Source organism: uncultured Tateyamaria sp. (assembly GCF_947504105.1).
Taxonomy (GTDB): domain Bacteria; phylum Pseudomonadota; class Alphaproteobacteria; order Rhodobacterales; family Rhodobacteraceae; genus Tateyamaria.
In genome coordinates this window covers 147,841-165,970 of sequence record NZ_CANNGP010000004.1, presented here as the reverse complement: position 1 = coordinate 165,970, position 18,130 = coordinate 147,841, and the positions used below count along the sequence as shown (strand labels likewise).

15 protein-coding genes are annotated in these 18,130 nt (G+C 58.8%); 9 read left to right on the top strand and 6 right to left on the bottom strand.

All coding sequences use genetic code 11. From position 1 onward, the window contains the following. Nucleotides 1-6: 6 nt before the first annotated feature. Nucleotides 7-153: a hypothetical protein gene (locus Q1A75_RS04540; protein WP_299549541.1), complete on the bottom strand. Its 147-nt coding sequence runs from the start codon at nt 151-153 to the stop codon at nt 7-9. Nucleotides 154-189: 36 nt separating this feature from the next. Beyond that, nucleotides 190-375 carry a hypothetical protein gene (locus Q1A75_RS04535; RefSeq protein WP_299549538.1) on the bottom strand — a complete coding sequence of 62 codons (186 nt, stop codon included), beginning with the start codon at nt 373-375 and terminating at the stop codon, nt 190-192. A 200-nt stretch (nt 376-575) separates the two neighbouring features. Here Q1A75_RS04535 and Q1A75_RS04530 point away from each other — a divergent pair, with 200 nt between their 5' ends. The 5 genes from Q1A75_RS04530 to Q1A75_RS04510 all read left to right on the top strand — a co-directional run bounded on the left by Q1A75_RS04530 (nt 576) and on the right by Q1A75_RS04510 (nt 6,008). Beyond that, nucleotides 576-785, top strand: a complete 210-nt coding sequence (locus Q1A75_RS04530) for a hypothetical protein (protein ID WP_299549535.1) — start codon at nt 576-578, stop codon at nt 783-785. 87 nt (nt 786-872) lie between these two features. After that, nucleotides 873-1,202, top strand: a complete 330-nt coding sequence (locus tag Q1A75_RS04525; protein ID WP_299549532.1) for a sarcosine oxidase subunit delta — start codon at nt 873-875, stop codon at nt 1,200-1,202. A gap of 70 nt (nt 1,203-1,272) precedes the next feature. Beyond that, the gene (locus tag Q1A75_RS04520) at nt 1,273-4,287 is read left to right on the top strand and encodes a sarcosine oxidase subunit alpha family protein (RefSeq protein ID WP_299549530.1); all 3,015 of its coding nucleotides are present in this window, start codon (nt 1,273-1,275) and stop codon (nt 4,285-4,287) included. After that, a complete protein-coding gene (locus Q1A75_RS04515; protein WP_299549527.1) occupies nt 4,280-4,849 on the top strand; it encodes a sarcosine oxidase subunit gamma family protein in 570 nt (189 codons plus the stop codon). The genes Q1A75_RS04520 and Q1A75_RS04515 overlap by 8 nt, the downstream gene beginning before the upstream one ends. Before the next feature lie 559 nt (nt 4,850-5,408). After that, nucleotides 5,409-6,008 carry a superoxide dismutase gene (locus Q1A75_RS04510; RefSeq protein WP_299549524.1) on the top strand — a complete coding sequence of 200 codons (600 nt, stop codon included), beginning with the start codon at nt 5,409-5,411 and terminating at the stop codon, nt 6,006-6,008. Nucleotides 6,009-6,065: 57 nt separating this feature from the next. Here Q1A75_RS04510 and Q1A75_RS04505 read toward each other — a convergent pair whose 3' ends face one another. Continuing rightward, a complete protein-coding gene (locus Q1A75_RS04505; RefSeq protein ID WP_299549521.1) occupies nt 6,066-6,617 on the bottom strand; it encodes a TIGR00730 family Rossman fold protein in 552 nt (183 codons plus the stop codon). A 126-nt stretch (nt 6,618-6,743) separates the two neighbouring features. Here Q1A75_RS04505 and Q1A75_RS04500 point away from each other — a divergent pair, with 126 nt between their 5' ends. Beyond that, nucleotides 6,744-8,066 (top strand): LysM peptidoglycan-binding domain-containing protein, encoded by a 1,323-nt coding sequence (locus tag Q1A75_RS04500; RefSeq protein ID WP_299549519.1) that lies wholly within the window; start codon nt 6,744-6,746, stop codon nt 8,064-8,066. A gap of 79 nt (nt 8,067-8,145) precedes the next feature. Further along, nucleotides 8,146-10,005 carry an ABC transporter ATP-binding protein/permease gene (locus tag Q1A75_RS04495; protein ID WP_299549516.1) on the top strand — a complete coding sequence of 620 codons (1,860 nt, stop codon included), beginning with the start codon at nt 8,146-8,148 and terminating at the stop codon, nt 10,003-10,005. Between the two features lie 38 nt (nt 10,006-10,043). Here the strand turns inward: Q1A75_RS04495 and Q1A75_RS04490 are convergent, their stop codons facing one another. Genes Q1A75_RS04490 through Q1A75_RS04480 form a run of 3 tightly spaced genes read right to left on the bottom strand, consistent with a single transcriptional unit; the run spans nt 10,044 to nt 15,822 of the window. After that, nucleotides 10,044-10,547 (bottom strand): hypothetical protein, encoded by a 504-nt coding sequence (locus Q1A75_RS04490; RefSeq protein WP_299549513.1) that lies wholly within the window; start codon nt 10,545-10,547, stop codon nt 10,044-10,046. A 32-nt stretch (nt 10,548-10,579) separates the two neighbouring features. Then, nucleotides 10,580-14,524 (bottom strand): efflux RND transporter permease subunit, encoded by a 3,945-nt coding sequence (locus Q1A75_RS04485; RefSeq protein ID WP_299549510.1) that lies wholly within the window; start codon nt 14,522-14,524, stop codon nt 10,580-10,582. Further along, nucleotides 14,521-15,822 (bottom strand): efflux RND transporter periplasmic adaptor subunit, encoded by a 1,302-nt coding sequence (locus Q1A75_RS04480; RefSeq protein WP_299549604.1) that lies wholly within the window; start codon nt 15,820-15,822, stop codon nt 14,521-14,523. Before Q1A75_RS04480 ends, Q1A75_RS04485 begins: the two co-directional genes overlap by 4 nt. Before the next feature lie 248 nt (nt 15,823-16,070). On the opposite strand from Q1A75_RS04480, the gene Q1A75_RS04475 reads away from it, so the two are divergent. Both Q1A75_RS04475 and Q1A75_RS04470 read left to right on the top strand, forming a co-directional pair. After that, nucleotides 16,071-16,742 carry a tetratricopeptide repeat protein gene (locus Q1A75_RS04475; RefSeq protein WP_299549507.1) on the top strand — a complete coding sequence of 224 codons (672 nt, stop codon included), beginning with the start codon at nt 16,071-16,073 and terminating at the stop codon, nt 16,740-16,742. Nucleotide 16,743: 1 nt separating this feature from the next. Further along, on the top strand, nt 16,744-18,099 hold the full coding sequence (locus Q1A75_RS04470; protein WP_299549504.1) for a PQQ-like beta-propeller repeat protein: 1,356 nt from the start codon (nt 16,744-16,746) through the stop codon (nt 18,097-18,099). The last annotated feature ends 31 nt before the right edge of the window (nt 18,100-18,130 follow it).

Sequence of the window (18,130 nt, the reverse complement as noted above, 5' to 3'; positions counted from 1 at the left end):
CACGCGTTACGGACCACCCGATATATTGGGGAAATCAGTGTCTTCGACGACGTGGCGGGGCAGTTTGAGCCGTTCGAAAATGTGCCACACGAACCAAACCACGGACGCAAGACCGAGGGCGGACAGCCCGATCAGGATCAGGATACTTTCCATATCATATCTCTGACACGGACGCGTACACAGGCGAAATCACTTGTGGGTCTTTTCCCCTTCGCCCGCGGCACTGCCAAAGGCGATCAGGTTGGCGACATCAATCTCGCGGCCACCGCGCGCTTCCAGCCGTTTGGCTGCGGCACGACGCTCCAAGACAAACATGACGATTGCACCCAATGCAATCGCGCCAAAGACCAAGATGGCGCCCGTTGTGTGATCCATAACGACCTCCTGTCAACTTTAGTTGACAGTTGCACGGAAATCGATGCTGCGTCACGAAAAATCGTAAAACCGGCGGGATGCAGCCGCCCTGCATGCGCAAAACCGGCTGGGCTCAGCCCGTTTTTCGAACCCAAGGCCCCCGGCATTGCACATGCACCACCAAGTGCTGACATAGAACTCCACAAAGCGGAGGCTTATACATGTCAGACTATCCAAACCCGAACATCCATCGTGGCGACGGCGTGTCAGGCCGTGGGCTGCTTATCTCTTTCGCGGTCATCGTTGCTGTCGTGGCACTTCTTGCACTGCTCGGCTCTATCGGCTCGGGCGGCGGTGAGGGGGCTCCAACCCAGGACGCAATTACACCTGCTGCGACAGACACGACGGGCACGGCGGTGCCAACCGAATAACCCCTCCCAAACTATTCGGACCGCATCAGGCGGGCGTCTTCGGGCGCCCGCCTTTTGCGTGTCCGCTCCAAAAATCGGAGTGCACCTATGCTGATCCTGACCTGCCCCAATTGCGGCCAGACCGGAGAAGAAACCGAGTTCCATGCCGGAGGTGAGGCGCACCTGAAACGTTTTGGCCCCGGGTCAACGGATGATGACTTTGAGGGGTATCTGTTCATGCGCGAAAACCCCAAAGGCGTGCATTTCGAACGCTGGCGCCACGCCTATGGCTGCGGCAAGTGGTTCCACGCCGCACGGTGCACAACAACGCTCGAAGTTTTTGGCATCTATTCCGCGCAAGTCACCGAACCTCCGAAAGAGCTGTGCGACAGGATCACTGAAAAGCGCCCTGGCTGGTCGTGGAGGGCGTTTTCGTGACCCTGTTTCTTCTGACTGTAAATACGACCGCCGGAGGCTTCGACGCCTGCCGCCGCGATGAGGGCCACACATGAGCACACGTCTCGCTACAGGCGGCCGTCTTTTGAACAAGGACAAGGCCGTTCGCTTTACCTTCAACGGGCAGCAGATGCGCGGTTTTGAGGGGGATACGCTCGCTTCTGCCCTTCTGGCCAATGATCAGATGCTGGTTGGGCGGTCTTTCAAGTACCACCGTCCGCGCGGGATTGTGGCCGCGGGGCCGGAAGAACCCAACGCGCTGGTGAACCTTGGCGTTGAAGGAAAGTTCGAACCGAACCAGCGGGCAACCACGACTGAACTGTTCGAGGGCCTGCTTGCCACCTCGCAAAACCACTGGCCGAGCTTGGAATTCGACGTGGGCGCAATCAACGCCAAGCTGTCGCGCTTCATGCCGGCTGGTTTCTACTACAAGATGTTCATCCATCCACGTCCGCTGTGGAAACACGTCTACGAACCGTTCATTCGTCAGGCTGCTGGATTGGGACAGGCGCCTAAAGGTCGTGATCAGGACACCTACGAACACTTCTACGCGTTCTGCGACGTGCTGGTTGTCGGCGGTGGCATTGCGGGTCTCATCGCCGCCCGATCCGCAGCTAAGACGGGTGCCCGGGTCTTGTTGATCGAACAGACTGTGCATTGGGGCGGACGTGCGCCAGTGGATGGTGGTGAGGTTGGCGGAAAGCCTGTGGATAACGTCGTGGACGAACTCGTGTCAGAGTTGAAAGCCTTGCCCAACGTCACCATGCGCACGCGCACCATGGGCGCTGGGGTTTACGACCATGGATATGTGCTCGCTTACGAGCGTCTGACTGATCATGCGCCCGAGGCCGATGGCCCACGTCATCGTCTGTGGCGCATCAGGGCGGGGCACGTTGTGACCGCCACCGGTGCAATTGAACGTCCGTTGTCATTTGCTGGCAACGATATTCCCGGCGTCATGTTGGCGTCAGCCGTGCGTGATTATGTGGTGAACTATGGTGTCAGTCCGGGTGACCGCACGGTCATTGTGACCAACAATGACGACGCATACCGCACCGCAAGCGCTTTGAAAGCTGCAGGACTTGATGTTCCAGCCATTCTTGATGCACGCGTCTTGCCTGTGGACAGCCCGCTTGTGGCTCAGGCAAAGGCGGCGGGTATCCGTGTGCTGATGGGGCATGGCGTGTCCAAGGTTCTTGGCGGTAAGCGTGTCACCGGCGTTGCCGTATGCTCGCAAGCGGGCGAGGGAGCGGTGCTTGAAGAGATCGCTTGCGATGCAGTGGCCATGTCCGGCGGGTGGTCGCCGGTCGTCCACCTCTGGTCACATTGCGGCGGCAAGCTGCTTTGGGACAACGACTTTGCCATGTTCCGCCCGGATGTGGATAAAGCGCCAACCGGCGCGGACGGCAGCGCGTTTGTCAGTCCCGCAGGATCGGCGAACGGGCACTTTGGGTTGGCTGAACTGGTCGGTGACGCGCATGCCATGGGGCATACGGCGGCGCGTTCTACAGGTCACAATCCAGGTAAAGCTGCAGCACCGGATGCCATCAGTGTGGAAGAGGCGGCGATGGCGCCTGTCTGGCTTATGCCGCAGGGCGCGGGGCCCACCCTGCGTGGAAAGGCGTGGCTAGACTATCAGAACGACGTGAAAGTGTCGGATGTGCAATTGGCCGCGCAAGAAGGCTTTGAGAGCGTTGAGCATGCCAAGCGCTACACAACCCTTGGCATGGCAACGGATCAGGGTAAGCTAAGTAATATCAACGGCCTGGCGATCCTTTCGGATGCACTTAATCAACCCATTCCGCAGACCGGTACAACCACGTTCCGCCCTCCTTACACGCCCATCTCGATGGGGGCGATTGCGGGTGAGGCGCGGGGCAAAGTATTTCAGCCAGTGCGCCGAACGCCACTGCACGACTGGCACGATGCAAACGGCGCTGATTGGGAACCGGTCGGCCACTGGCGCCGTCCCTACGCCTATGTCCGCAGCGGTGAAAGCGTACATGATGCCGTGATGCGCGAGACAAAGAATGTGCGCGAGAACCTCGGGCTCCTCGACGCATCAACTCTCGGAAAGCTGATTGTCAAAGGGCCTGATGCGGGCAAATTCCTCGACATGCTCTACACCAATATGATGAGCACGTTGAAGCCCGGCAAATGCCGCTATGGCCTGATGTGCAGCGAAAACGGGTTCCTCATTGACGACGGCGTTGTGGCGCGGATCGATCAGGACAGTTTCCTGTGCCACACCACAACCGGCGGGGCTGAACGCATTCATGGGCATATGGAAGAATGGCTGCAGACCGAATGGTGGGACATGCAGGTCTATGTTGCCAATGTCACCGAGCAATACGCGCAGATCGCGGTGGTTGGCCCGAACGCCCGCAAGGCGCTTGAGGCGCTGGGCGGTATGGACGTGTCAGCCGAGGGGCTCGGCTTCATGGAATGGGCCGATGGTACGCTTGGTGGCTTCGACGTGCGCGCTTACCGCATCTCATTCTCGGGCGAGCTGAGCTATGAAATCGCTGTGGGCGCCTCGGAAGGGCAGGCGTTCTGGGATGCACTGATGGTCGTGGGGGCCGATCTGGGCGTCATGCCTTATGGCACCGAGACATTGCATATCCTGCGCGCCGAAAAGGGCTTTATCATGATCGGGGACGAGACGGATGGCACGGTCATTCCGCAAGACCTTGGGCTGCATTGGGCGCTTTCCAAGAAGAAGGACGATTATCTGGGCAAGCGTGCGCAGCAGCGATCGCATATGGCGGATCCTGAGCGGTGGAAATTGGTTGGTCTGGAAACGGTTGATGGATCCGTTCTGCCTGATGGGGCTTACGCCGTCGCCGATGGGACCAACGACAATGGGCAGCGCAACATGCAGGGGCGTGTTACGTCTTCTTACCATTCGCCGAACTTGAACAAGGGCATCGCCATGGGGCTTGTCCTGCATGGGCCGGACCGAATGGGCGAAGTGATTGAGTTCCCGGGCACCGATGGGACCACCTACAAGGCCAAGATCGTCAGCCCGGTCTTCTATGATCCGGACGGGGAGAAGCAGAATGTCTAGTGCCACCAGCGCATTGAACGGCGCCACATGGTCCGACGGGATCGCAACTGTGACCGAAGCCCCCTTGCAGGGCATGATCACCCTGCGGGGGGCGTTTTCCGACGCCAAGGTGAAAAAGGCGGCCACCAGCGTTGCCGGGGTAGACATGCCGGGGCAGGGGCAGGCCAATTGCGTCGAGACCCGCGGGATTTGCTGGATGTCGCCGGATGAACTGCTGGTTTTGTGCCCCTACGACACGGTCGGGACAAACATCGAAAAGATGCAGGCAGTACTGGGCGATCAGCACAGTTTGTGCGTCGACGTTTCCGATGCTCGTGGTGTATTCGACCTGTCGGGTCCACGTGCGCGCGAGGTTTTGGCGAAGCTGGTACCCGTCGATCTGGCCCCCGATCAGTTCACATTCGGTATGTTTCGCAGGACACGTATGGCTCAGGTACCAGCCGCGTTCTGGCTGCATGAAGATGATACGTTTCGCATCATCTGTTTCCGAAGCCAGGCGCAATATGTATTTGATCTTTTGATAACGGCTGCGCAGCCAGGCAGCGACGTCAATTTTTTCTAGTTTTGGTCGATACCCGTTGAACCTGTGCCCCTTGTTGCGCATTAGCATCTGGTATTTTTCTATGGGGATACGAACGAAACGAATGTTTTTGGCATGTGCCGTCGCGATAGGGATCGCGGGATCTGCTGCAGGGCTTGATCTGGTGTGAAACGTTCGGGATATGGGCGACGGCTTTATGTCGCTGGTGATTGGTTTCCGGACAACGGCGCAACGCCTGAAGTTTTCGATATGTTTATCGGGGAAGTCTATGAAAAGCCCATTCCGATGCGTGCCCGGCAGCGGAACGATGGCAAGTCCGTCCCGACGTGGCGGGTGAGCAATATTCCGGCACGACCACGGCCCGCAACGATTGGATATCGTGCGGTTTTGAACGAAGGACGCACGGAAATTACGGTCTCCGGGTGGCTCAGACGCGTTATCAATTCCATCAATGCTCGAGGGCAATGCCATCCAGGTCAGCTCGACGGCTAGGCTAAATTCGAGACAGTCTTGCCTTGAACTTGCCCGTCCGCGCACAATCTGTCAGGCACGACCTTGCAATACTACAAAGGGGGCCCCCATGGCTTTTGAACTTCCCGATCTTCCTTATGCTCACGACGCGCTTGCATCCAAGGGCATGTCCAAGGAAACGCTGGAATATCACCACGACCTGCACCACAACGCCTATGTCGTGAATGGCAACAAGGCCATCGAAGGCACCGAATGGGCCGGCAAATCTCTCGAAGAGATTGTTGTCGGCACCTATGATGCGAACGCGGTCGCGCAGAACGGTATCTTCAACAACATCAGCCAGTTGTGGAACCACAACCAGTTCTGGGAAATGATGGGCCCAGGCGATAATGTGATGCCGGGTGAGTTGGAAAAGGCCCTAACCGAGAGCTTTGGATCGGTTGATGCGTTCAAGGACCAGTTTTCGGCTGCAGGTGCTGGTCAGTTCGGCTCGGGCTGGGCGTGGCTGGTCAAGGACAAGGACGGTGGCCTGAAGGTTACCAAGACCGAAAATGGCGTGAATCCGTTGTGCTTTGGTCAGACGGCACTGCTGGGCTGCGATGTGTGGGAGCATTCTTACTACATCGACTTCCGCAACAAACGGCCTGCCTATCTGACGAACTTCCTCGACAATCTGGTGAACTGGGAAAATGTTGCTGGCCGGATGTAAGCTGGCACATCAAAACCAAGCGGAAGGGCCGGTCGTTGTGATCGGCCTTTTTCCGTTTTAGATCAAATTCTTGCCAAGCGCAGTCAATGTCGCGTGCGCGCTGTCGGTGACCTGGAAGTAATCCAGAAGCGACGCGTCGGCGAACCCACCGTGAACAACGTGATCCAGCAGCGCAATCAAGGGGTCCCAATAGCCATCGATATTGACCAGCACGACAGGCTTCTCGTGCAGCCGCAATTGCCGCCATGTCAACACTTCGAACAGCTCGTCCAGTGATCCTGCCCCACCGGGAAGCACGACCACCGCGTCGCAGTTCATGAACATGACTTTCTTGCGTTCATGCATTGTCTCGGTCACCACATAGCGGGTCAGGTCGGTCTTGCCGACTTCCCAGTCGACCAAATGACGTGGGATGACGCCAAAAGTATCACCACCGCCCGCCTGGGCCGCGCGGGCAACCGACCCCATCAACCCGACATCGCCCGCCCCATAGACAAGCTGCCATCCCCGCTCTGCGATACCGCTGCCAAGGGCTTCCGCTTCGACCGTGTAGCGGGGGGCGTTGCCGGGGCGCGAGCCGCAATAGACGCAGACGGAAAATGGGGACATGTGGTGCTCCTGTAACGGGCGCGCGAAAGTGATGGTTTTGTGACGCCGTTCTTTTGACCGCTATAGCGCTGCCTGTTATGCAAGCGCAACGAAACCGGGCAAACCGGTGCGGTGGAAAGGGTCAACATGTCCAAATGGGCGGCATTTGCCGGATCGACAGGTGCTTTGGCGGGCACCTCGATTGTCGTTGTCGCGGCGGCGGTCGGCGTTGGCCTGTACATCAACGCAAACCGGTCCGATACGGCGCAAGCGCCGCAGATTGCTGCCGTCGCACCAAAGGACTTGCCACAGGTGACTGCTGTTGAACCGGAGCAGGGGATAGACGCCAAACCCGAACAGACCATCCAGCCCGATCCACCCTCGATAGACGAAGTGCGGGTCGAACCGGATGGCCTCACGGTGATTGCAGGGCGCGCAGTCCCCGGAAGCAAGGTCGCCGTGTTTTTGGACGGGGCAGAGAATACAGAAACGACAACAGATGATGGGGGCAGCTTTGCTGCAATCACTATCCTGCCGCCAAGTCCGAAGGCGCAAGTGCTCACGGTGGTTCAACGCGTCGGCCAGGACGAGATTGCTTCAGTCGACGAAGTGATCCTTGCCCCGCAGGTGCAACCCGCACCAGAGCCTGCTGAAGGTGTGACACCGCAGGCTTTGGCGGAGGTCGCACCTGTTGCAAAGCAGGAGCCGTCTGACGACGTGGCGGCGGCACCATCAGAGCCGGAAGCGCCACAGTCCACACCTTCTAAGCCAGAAGCGGTGGAGGCACCAACGCCGCTGGAAACCCCGCGCGAGGAGACTGCGCAAGCAAAATCGGCTCAGGAGGTCCCCGCGAACGCAACGAACAACCGGCCTCGGGATAGTGCAAGTAACACAGCTCGTACCGCTGACGAGCCCCAGGACGTTGTTCAAGAGCCTGACACGCAAGTCACTGTTCTGAAATCAACGGCAGACGGAGTTGAGGTATTGGCCAACGTGGCTCCGGAAGCACTGGACAACATCGCGCTTGATAGCATCAGTTATTCTGGCGCAGGGGAAGTGGAGCTTGCCGGTCGCGCGCAGCCAAATGCGGATACAGTGCGCGTTTACGTCAACAATACCCCGATCGCAGATATTGATGTCAGCGACGATGGGAAGTGGAAGGGTGAACTGCCCGAGATCGACACTGGCACATACACACTGCGCGTGGACGAACTGAATGACGCCGGACAGGTGACAAGCCGGGTCGAAACGCCGTTCCGGCGTGAGGATCCCGAGGTTCTGGCAGAAGCCGACGACGCGGATGCACCGGCCAAGCAGATCACTGTCCAAGCCGGCAACACCCTATGGGCCATTGCCCGTGATCGTTATGGCGAGGGCACGCTGTATGTCCAGGTGTTCGAAGCCAACCGCGACCGCATCCGCAATCCGGATCTAATTTTCCCAGGTCAGGTTTTTGCACTGCCAAATTAGAAAACGATGCGCGCTGGCGCTGGCAAGTCGGGGTTACGTGTCCTAGATAGTGACACCTGAACGTCAGGAACGCCTCTCTATGCCCGCAGACACTTCGGCCTCGGCTACACCCGCCGATCCGACAACTCCGTCCAATGATCCTAACAAGGATGTCAGCCAGTCCGAGCGCAGCTCGGGAATGCGCACCATTCGCAAGGTTGCGCCGTATCTATGGCCAGCTGACAAGCCGTGGGTAAAGCAACGCGTCATGCTGGCGATGCTGGCGCTTGTGCTGTCGAAAATGGTGTCGGTCTATACGCCCATCCTTTATCGCGATGCGGTGAATGTGCTAGGTGGCGAAGGTGTTTCCGATCTGGCGCTGGGGGCTATCGGCCTGACCGTGGCCTATGGCATCGCGCGCCTGATGAACGTGGGTTTCCAGCAGCTGCGCGATGCCATCTTTGCCCGTGTGGCACAGCGCGCACTGCGAATGTTGGCGCTGGAAACGTTTCAGCACATCCACCGCCTGTCCATGCGCTACCATATCACGCGCAAGACCGGGGGCTTGAGCCGTATCATCGAACGGGGGGTGAAAGGGGTCGAATTCCTTTTGCGCTTCCTTCTGTTCTCCATCGGGCCGCTGGTGTTGGAACTGTTGATGATCGGCGTCATCCTGACCATCCTGTTCGACGTTTGGTATCTGGTCGTCGTGGCCGTCACTATCGGGCTCTATGTCTGGTTCACCTTTGCCGTGACCGAATGGCGGGTAAAACTGCGGCGCGTGATGAATGAGCAGGACACCGACGCAAACCAAAAGGCGATCGACAGTCTGCTCAACTTCGAAACGGTCAAGTATTTCGGGGCTGAAGCACGAGAAGCGGGCCGCTATGACAAGGCGATGGAGGGGTATGAAACTGCCGCGCTCAAGACTAGCTATTCTTTGGCGTTTCTCAATTTCGGTCAGTCGGTCATCATTACATCAGGTCTGGTGGCGGTGATGGTCATGGCCGCTATCGGGGTGCAGAACGGCACGTTGACCGTGGGCGATTTCGTCATGGTCAACGCGTACATGATCCAGATCACTATGCCGTTGAACTTCCTTGGCACCGTCTATCGTGAGATTCGGCAGGCCCTTGTCGACATGGGTGAGATGTTCGATCTGCTGGAACAACCAGCCGAGGTTGTGGATGCCCCGAATGCCAAAGTTCTGAACGTCACGGGCGGACGGATCGAGCTGGATGACGTTCATTTCGGATACGATCCCGCGCGCCCGATCCTCAAGGGTGTTTCGGTCACTGCGGAACCGGGACAGCAGGTTGCCATCGTCGGGTCAACAGGGTCAGGCAAATCTACGATCGGTCGGCTCTTGTTCCGGTTCTACGATGTGGGTGCCGGGGCGCTTCGCATAGACGGGCAGGACGTGCGCGATGTGACGCAGGACAGCCTGCATGCAGCCATTGGCGTCGTGCCGCAGGATACTGTGCTGTTTAACGACACGATTAGATACAACATCGCCTACGGGCGCAATAATGCCAGCCAATCGGAAATAGAGGCGGCTGCCAGGGCCGCACAAATTCATGATTTCATTCAGGCGCTGCCGGAAGGTTATGACACCGCTGTGGGCGAGCGTGGCCTGAAGCTGTCTGGCGGGGAAAAGCAGCGTGTCGGTATCGCCCGCACCTTGCTCAAGAACCCACCGATCCTGCTTCTGGATGAGGCAACAAGCGCGCTGGATACCGAGACCGAACAAGAGATCAAAGACGCGCTACACGCGGCGGGGCAGGGGCGTACGGTGTTGACGATTGCGCACAGACTTAGCACCATCGCCGAGGCGGACCGGATCATCGTGCTGGAACAGGGTGAAATCGTGGAAACCGGCACGCATGACGAGTTGCTGGCCAAGGACGGACGCTATGCCCAACTTTGGTATCGGCAACAGGCGGACGAAACGGTGGAATAGCAGGCGTCTCAGGCCAATAGCGCAGCATGACGTCTGATCTATCCAGACATGCTCCAATTCCATTTATCGTTCCACTTGGCACGTATGTGGTCAACCTGATCGCCAAGCGCGTCGTCGAACCACATCAATAATCCCTCGCGCACCAACACCGACCGGCGGTTGCGGGCCAGTGTGACCCTGCAGCGGTTCGTTTCGGCGATGGGTTCGATTGTGAATTCCATCGTGCCTCGGACCAGGTTCCGGTTGGCCGGGTTCATCTCGCCTTGGAACACATAGCGCGCATGTTTGGGATAGCTGACAGTTTCATATTCGATGGTCTGATGTTCGAACCGCGCGTATCCCAAGCAGTATCCAACATCAAAGACGCGCTTCTGATCGGTTCGTTCCTCTATTTTTTTCAGCAGCGGTTCCCAGGGCGCACCGCCTGACTGCTCAAGGCCGGGCACCAGCCAATCCCATATCGCTTCCTGTGTGCCGGGCAGATCGAAATGACGTGTTTCCGAATGGTCCAGTCTGACTAGAAAATGGCGTGCCGGTGGCATTCAAACAAACGTCACCGGCACCGTGCTCTACGTTACTCCGCCGCCTTGAGAGGCGCAGTCGCAAGCGACTTTTTCAGTTGCGTTGCGTCGGTGTGGCTTGGCTCGTCTCCGAAATCCCATACCAATTCCTGGTTGCCAACGGTGCGTGTGTCGCGTGTCAATGCCCAGTCCCGTGCAGCACGGCTGGCGCGGCCCATGGACAGCTTGGCCAGCAATTGGCTTATCCAACGCACATATGTGACGATCCAGACCCGAACCGCCAGCAGCGAAGGCGTGACCACCAGCGTCAGCACTGTCGCGATCCCAAGACCAAAGACCACGGCCGTCGCCAGTTGCTTCCACCACAGCGCGGTCGGGCTGTTGACGGTATAGCCGCCGTCGCCGAAATCCAGCGACAGACCAAACATCATCGGGGCAAGGCCGGCCATCGTGGTGATCGTCGTCAGCAGAACGGGCCGGATACGGTCTTGTGCTGTGCGAATGATCGCCTCGATCCGCGGCATGTATTTTTCGTACTCCTGATAGGTGTCGATCAGCACGATGTTATTGTTCACCACGATGCCTGCCAGCGCCACGATGCCCGTCCCGGTCATGATGATCGAGAACGCCTGACCCATCACCAGCATACCGATCAGCACACCCGCCGTGGACAGGATAACCGCCCCCAGGACCAGCAGCGAGTTGTAGAACGAGTTGAACTGTGCAAGCAGGATGATGAACATCAACCCAAGCGCACCCAGGAACGCCTGGCCGAGGAAAGCGCTCGACTCGGCCTGGTCTTCCTGGTCCCCCGTCCATTCACTGTCGATACCGGTCGTAAAGGGCGACGTATCGATCCACTTGGTCAACTCCGCAATACGTTCATTCGCGTTGACCGGGACGAGACGCAGCTCGCCCGAATTCAGACCCGCCTGAAGATCAAGTGACGCTCCCTCGGGGGCCATCGCGAACACCGCAAAGCCTTGACCGTCGACCGAAAAGATGGCGTCTGCCGATGGGCGTACGGTCGCCAAGATCTGTTCGACCTCTGCTCCATCCTGATCAATGGGGCGCACCACCTTTTGCAACCCATCCAGCACATCGGCCTTCACGTCGAAATAGCGCTTCTGATCAACTCGGCTGATCTGCGCCAGTTCGGCCACCGGTGTGCGGGTAATAAAGTTCGCAAGTGGAACCAGACCGTCCGCCGTCCGCACCTTCAGGGTATCAAGTGTGGACAGCACCCGGTCTGCCTCGGGAAGGCGCACGCGGATTTCGATCTCTTCATCCGACGTGTCCACGCGCATCGTGTCCAGCAACAGACCACGGGTCACAAGCTGCACCATGGCACCAACGGTTGCCACATCCGCACCGTAACGGCCTGCTTTTTGCACATCCACGTCGATCTGCCAGTCGATGCCGGGCAGCGGGCGCGTGTCCTCGATCCGGGTCAGGCCGGGCAGGGTATCAAACTGCGCACGGGCCGCTGCCGCGGATTCCAGCAGATCGTCCCAATCATCGCCCTTGATGCGCAGGTGAACGGGCTTGGCAGACGCCGGGCCTTGGGCCAGTGCAAGCACTTCGGTCCGAATGCCGGGGATCTGCGCCAGCTCGGTCGAAAGCTCGTCCAGCACCGTGTTTCCGTCAAAGTCTTCGGCCTTCACCTCACGCATGACAGTGTAGTCAACGAAGGGCACAGTAAACCACGGCTCTGACGCGTCGGGGCGATCTTCCCACGGAATGGTTTCGAGCTGTATCTGACCAATTGTGTCACGGGGCGATTGCGCGCCACCGGTGTTGGCGTTCAACCCGCCAGCACCAGCAAAGGCAAAGGCGCTCTTGATCCCCGGGTGCGCCAGAACGATCTCTTCTGCCTGTGTCAGCAGTGAGTCCTTTTCCTCGAGCGACATGTTCCCGCGCGCCAGCACATAGACAATGGCCTGTTCGGGTTCGGTCTCGACAAAGAATTCGACGCCGCGATTGTTGTTGATGAAATAGATCAGCGTTGTGCCGACAAAGACAAACACAAAGCCGATCATCACAAGCGGCATCACCGGGTTTCCGACAATGCTCTGAATTGCGTAGCCAAAACCGGAACGTTGATAGCCAGCGCGAACCTTCCTGTTTTGTCTGAGACCCGCGACTCCGCGGAACCATCCGGCGAACCGGCCGAATATTGGGAACATCGCAGTGGCGGCAAGCATGAGATAGAACGCGATGCCCAGAACAATTGCCAATCCGGCGGCAAGTGCGAAGCCAATCAAGAACACCTGGCCAAATGTCGGCAAAACCGAACCAAAGATGTCAGCTTGATCCATATTGGAAAGTGCATCAATGATTGCTTGGACCGGTGGTGGCGGCGGTGCGTTCGGATCACTTTCCGGCAGCGAGCCGGTAAGCCACATGCCGATTCCAGCAAAAATTGCAGTCCAAATGCCAACGCCTAAGACTGCCATCGGAGTAAGTACGAACCAGGGCAAGCGCGAAATTTGCAGACTCTGCTGCGATACAAATGCACTAAACCGCCCTAAAACTCCGCCCATGACAGGCAGGTAAATTAGCGCCACGATCAAGGAAGCCGACAGAACAAAGATCAACGTTACGGGCAACATGCCCATGAACTCACCCGGCACGCCGGGCCAGAACAGCATGGGCAGGAAGGCACAAAGCGTTGTCGCCGTTGATGAGACAACAGGCCAGAACATCCGTTTCGCGGCCTCGACATAGGATCGCATCGGACCGACACCGGCCTGCTGTCGCTTGTCAGCATACTCGACAACAACGATGGCGCCGTCGACCAGCATACCCACGGCCAGGATCAGACCGAACATCACGATGTTCGAGATCGAAATCCCCATGATCGCCAGCAGAACAAAGCACAGCAGGAACGAGGTCGGAATGGCAAACCCCACAAGGACGGCCGCGCGCGGTCCAAGGGCGGCAAGCGAGACAATCATGACCAGCGCAATAGCGGTCAGGACCGACCCTTCAAGCTGGCCGACCATCGACGCAACCTCGCGGCTCATGTCGTTGGATGTGCCCACCTCTACTGCGGCGATCAGACCATCGGGCCATTCGGCGGCCTTTTCATCAACCAGTACCTTCACTTCGGTCGCGGTATCGATCAGGTTAAAGCCCTTCCGTTTGACCACCTGCAAAGCCACGGTTTCGCTCCCGTTGAACCGCGCGGTCGACTCGCGATCCTCGAATGTCAGGTTGATCTGGGCCAGGTCGCCCAGCGTTACCACCCGGTCTCCGTTGGTTTTGACAGGCAGGTCATAAATATCGCGGGCCTCGTCGAAAGATGACGGAATCTTGACGGCAAATGCGCCCTGGGCCGTTTCGATTTCTCCGGCCGCAATCAATTGGTTGTTGTTCTGAACAACATTGATCAACTCACCAGCTGTCACATTGTAGGCTTCAAGTCGCAGCGGGTCGATCACGACCTCGACCATCTCATCGCGGTTGCCGACGAGGGTGGCTTCCAGAACAGCATCAAGCCCTTCGATGTCGTCCTGTAAATCCTTTGCCACTCGCGCGATTGTGCGTTCCGGCACTGGACCGGTCAGGTTGATGATAATGATGGGAAATTCTGAGAAGTTGAATTCGTCGACCGTGTATTGCTCGAACCCGTCGGGGAAGTCTGCTTCGGCCTTATCCATGGCATCCCGAACATCGGCCAGAACCTTGGTCTTGTCCCAACCGAATTCGAATTCCAGGACCACGTTGGCGTAGCCTTCGGCTGCCGTGGACGTCATTCGGTCCAGACCATCAAGATCCGCCAATTCGGTTTCCATCGGCTGGATCAGCAGGGTTTCCGAATCCGCAGCGGAAATGCCGGGGAAGGGCAGTGAAATCACCAGGGTCGGGATTTCGATATCCGGCTCACCCTCCTTGGGCAGCACAATATAAGCCAGGCCGCCTGCAAGGATGGACAGGCATATGAAGGCAACAACCATACGCGCACGGGACGCGGCCCAGTCAACAATACCGGTCATTGGGTCTGCTCCTGAAAGGTGGGTGCGACTGTGACCCCTGCAGTCACGAATTCCTGCCCCACGACAATCACATTGACCTTGTCCGCCAACCCGGTCAGCCAGATGCCCTGCGCAGTATCACGCACGACGTTGACCGGATTGAAGGCAACAAGGCCAACATCGTCGACCGTGCGCAGGCCCAATACGCCATTTTCATTCAGCGTCAGCGCCGACGAAGGCAGAAGATGCGCTTTTTCGCCCGCGCCTGAGATGGCGATTTCGGCCGTCTGCCCGTCGCGGATGCTCAGCTCGGCATTTGGGACTTCAATCTCAACCCGGAACGTACGTGTGGTCTCGTCAGCGGATCGGCTCAGGAAGGTGACCTTGCCAGCGACATCCTGGCCGCCAGCGGCAAGGCGGGCACTTGCGGTTGCGCCGACTGCAACGCGGGCAACTTCGGTTTCAGGGGCAAAGGCGACCAGTTTAATCGGATCAAGCTGAATGACCGTGGCACAAAGTGACCCGGGTTGCAGCAACGTGCCCAACTCGGCAGTGTCACTCTCAAGAAGGCCCGAGAACGGTGCGCGGATGTCCAGGCGTTCCAATTCCTTTTCCGCGGTGGCGATAGTTGCTGCAGCGCTTTCGATCGCGGCATCGGCACTTTGAAGACCGGACTTGGCAGCCGTCACACCCGCCTTCGCACCTTCAAAGGCGGCTTCGGCGGCCGCAAGGGCAGCTTCGGAGTTCTTTACACGTGTCTCAGCGGCAAACCCGCCTTCGCTCAACCGGCGAGCTGCATTCTGGTTCACCAACGCTTCGTCAATGCGTGCTTGGGCCTCGATGACACGGGATTCGGCTTCGGGCACGCGGCTTTCGGCTTCGGTCTTGCTGGCCATGGCCTCTGCTAGACGTGCGCGTGCTTCGGCGAGGGCCGAGGCGCGGGTCCCGGGGTCAAGCTGACACATCAACTCGCCTGCTTCGACGAAAGCCCCCTTGCGCAGCGGGGGGGAGATGACGGTAGACGATGTCTCAGCCCGTATCTCGACCTCGCGGGCAGCTTCGGTCTGACCCCGCAAGATAACAGCATTGTCGATTTCACGTGCTATCGACTTGCGGGCGACGACTTTGATCAAGGTCTCTGTTTCCTGAGCCGTATCCTCGGCTTCCGCCGATGCCAACTCGTCGGTTGTATCTGCCGATTCCGTTTCCGGCCCGCCGGTCCGTTCGGCGAGAAATGCAAGCGTCTGCTCACGTTCAATGACCCAAAAATATAACCCTGCGCCAACTGCAATGGCCAAGATCAACGACACAATCCGCATCTCGTGTTCTTCCCTGGTAGACCGAATGCCCCGCCACATGAGGGTGGGGCAGGTTCAATATAGAAGGTCTTACGTCTAAACTAACCAGTTCAGATTACTTTTTTTGCGACTGCATCGCAATGATGCTCAATTGACGCAGTGCGTATGGCAGATGCACGCTCTTGGCTTGGGCGCGGCATCACTGTAAGACAGCTCGGAAAACAAGGGTGAGGCGGAGCCAATCCGCCACGTATATTGGGAGCGCGGGCGTGAGCGATACCGACAGCTTTATTGACGAAGTCACCGAAGAGGTGCGCCGCGACCGCCTCTATGGCTATCTGAAACGCTATGGCTGGATTGCTGCGATCGTGATTGTCGGTATCGTTGGTGCCGCTGGTTTCAACGAATACCGCCGCGCCCAGGAAGCGGCTAAGGCGCAAGCCCTTGGTGACGCGATGCTGGCGACGCTCGCGGCGAACGAAGACGACGCGCGGGCCGATGCCCTCACGGGCGTGACCGCTGACACGCCAGAGGGTGCCGCGATTCTGGCATTTATGACCGCCGGCGCGCAGTCGCAGGCCGGTCGGCCAGAGGACGCCGTTCAAACCTTGCAGCCTATCGCACAATCCCCCGATCTGCCGCTGATCTATCGCCAGATCGCCACTTTCAAATCACTGATGCTGCAAAGCGATACGCAGGATGCCGACACGCGGCGCCAAGGCTTTGAGGCGCTGGCGGTTCCCGGTGTGCGCATGCGGCTTCTGGCCGAGGAACAGCTGGCACTGATCGATATCGAGACCGGGAATCCGGACGCGGCCATCGCGCGCTTCCAATCTATAACAGATGACGCCGAAGCGACCCCGGGCTTGCAACGTCGTGCCCTACAGGCAATGGTGGCGCTGGGCGGCGCGCCAGAGGCCACAGAGACCGCCGGAGAATAAGATGGGTCGGACGATGGGGGATTTGGGCATGGTTTGGAACACCCGCAAACGCATCCTGCTGGCAACCGTGGCGCTGACCATTGTCGCGGCCTGTTCAGAACGGGAAATCATACTGCCTGGCAAGCGCGAGCCTGTTTCGGCCGCTTTGACCACAGAAGCGACTGAAGCCGATGCATTGACCGAAGCCGCACGTGACATCGCGTTGCCGCCCCAAGTCGCCAATGCGGACGCCGCACAAAGCTTTGGGACACCTGCTTTTCGAACGGATCATCCGCAATTGGGACAGACACTGACGCCAGTGTGGTCTGTCGACATCGGCGACGGTGACAGCCGCAAACATCGCATCGTTGCTGACCCCGTTGTTTCGGGTGGCCGGGTGTTCACGCTTGATGCAGAAACGACTGTCACGGCCGTATCCACATCCGGGCAGGTGCTTTGGCAACGTGACATCCTGACCGAACGCGCACGGGGCGGCGAGGGCACAGGCGGTGGTCTCGCTGTCGACGGCAACATCCTGTTTGTCTCAAGCGGGCTTGGCACGCTGACAGCTCTTGACGTCGAGACGGGCGGCACGATTTGGGAACAGGAGCTGGAAGCCATTGGCGTCGGACGACCGACAGCCTTTGAGGATCTGGTGTATGTCATGGCCGGAGACGACACCGGCTGGGCGATCGAGAAAGACAGCGGCCGCATCGCGTGGCAAGTCACCAGTTCCGAAACGAGAACAAATGTATTGGGTGGGCCAGCCCCCATCGTGACCGATGGGCTGGCAGTGTTTTCCTTTGGCTCCGGTGAAATGCAGGCGGTGTTCCGTCAGGGTGGCCTGCGCCGCTGGGACGCATCTGTGCTGGGTGAACGGCAAGGCCGCGCGCTGTCCAAGGTTGACGATGTTACGGGTCGTCCCATTGCCAAGGACGGCGTAATCTATGCGGGCAACCAATCGGGGCGCACGGTCGCGGTGAATGCCGGATCCGGCACTCCGATCTGGACCAGCCCTGAAGGCGCGATTGATACCGTTCTGCCTGTGTCTGGCAGTGTCTTTCTGATTTCGGACCGGAACGAACTTGTTCGCCTGAGTGCAGAAGATGGCAGCCGCATCTGGGGTACGCGCTTGCCAAACTTCGTCAAGGACCGTCCCGCGCGGCAATCCGAAGTGTTTGCGCACCACGGTCCGGTGCTAGCGGGCGGTCGTCTGCTTGTCGCCTCCTCGGACGACACACTACGTAGCTTTGATCCGGTCTCGGGCGGACTGACGGGTCGAACCGAAATCCCGGGGGGCGCAACAACCGCGCCCGTGGTGGCAGGCCAGACCCTATATGTCGTGTCGCGCAAGGGCCAATTGCTGGCCTATCGCTAAGCCGCAGCCTCGCCCCCTTTAAGTGGGGGCG

Coding starts and splice junctions, on each gene's coding strand:
- Q1A75_RS04540 (WP_299549541.1), bottom strand. CDS start 153: ATGGAAAGTATCCTGATCCTGATCGGGCTGTCCGCCCTCGGTCTTGCG.
- Q1A75_RS04535 (WP_299549538.1), bottom strand. CDS start 375: ATGGATCACACAACGGGCGCCATCTTGGTCTTTGGCGCGATTGCATTG.
- Q1A75_RS04530 (WP_299549535.1), top strand. CDS start 576: ATGTCAGACTATCCAAACCCGAACATCCATCGTGGCGACGGCGTGTCA.
- Q1A75_RS04525 (WP_299549532.1), top strand. CDS start 873: ATGCTGATCCTGACCTGCCCCAATTGCGGCCAGACCGGAGAAGAAACC.
- Q1A75_RS04520 (WP_299549530.1), top strand. CDS start 1,273: ATGAGCACACGTCTCGCTACAGGCGGCCGTCTTTTGAACAAGGACAAG.
- Q1A75_RS04515 (WP_299549527.1), top strand. CDS start 4,280: ATGTCTAGTGCCACCAGCGCATTGAACGGCGCCACATGGTCCGACGGG.
- Q1A75_RS04510 (WP_299549524.1), top strand. CDS start 5,409: ATGGCTTTTGAACTTCCCGATCTTCCTTATGCTCACGACGCGCTTGCA.
- Q1A75_RS04505 (WP_299549521.1), bottom strand. CDS start 6,617: ATGTCCCCATTTTCCGTCTGCGTCTATTGCGGCTCGCGCCCCGGCAAC.
- Q1A75_RS04500 (WP_299549519.1), top strand. CDS start 6,744: ATGTCCAAATGGGCGGCATTTGCCGGATCGACAGGTGCTTTGGCGGGC.
- Q1A75_RS04495 (WP_299549516.1), top strand. CDS start 8,146: ATGCCCGCAGACACTTCGGCCTCGGCTACACCCGCCGATCCGACAACT.
- Q1A75_RS04490 (WP_299549513.1), bottom strand. CDS start 10,547: ATGCCACCGGCACGCCATTTTCTAGTCAGACTGGACCATTCGGAAACA.
- Q1A75_RS04485 (WP_299549510.1), bottom strand. CDS start 14,524: ATGACCGGTATTGTTGACTGGGCCGCGTCCCGTGCGCGTATGGTTGTT.
- Q1A75_RS04480 (WP_299549604.1), bottom strand. CDS start 15,822: ATGCGGATTGTGTCGTTGATCTTGGCCATTGCAGTTGGCGCAGGGTTA.
- Q1A75_RS04470 (WP_299549504.1), top strand. CDS start 16,744: ATGGGTCGGACGATGGGGGATTTGGGCATGGTTTGGAACACCCGCAAA.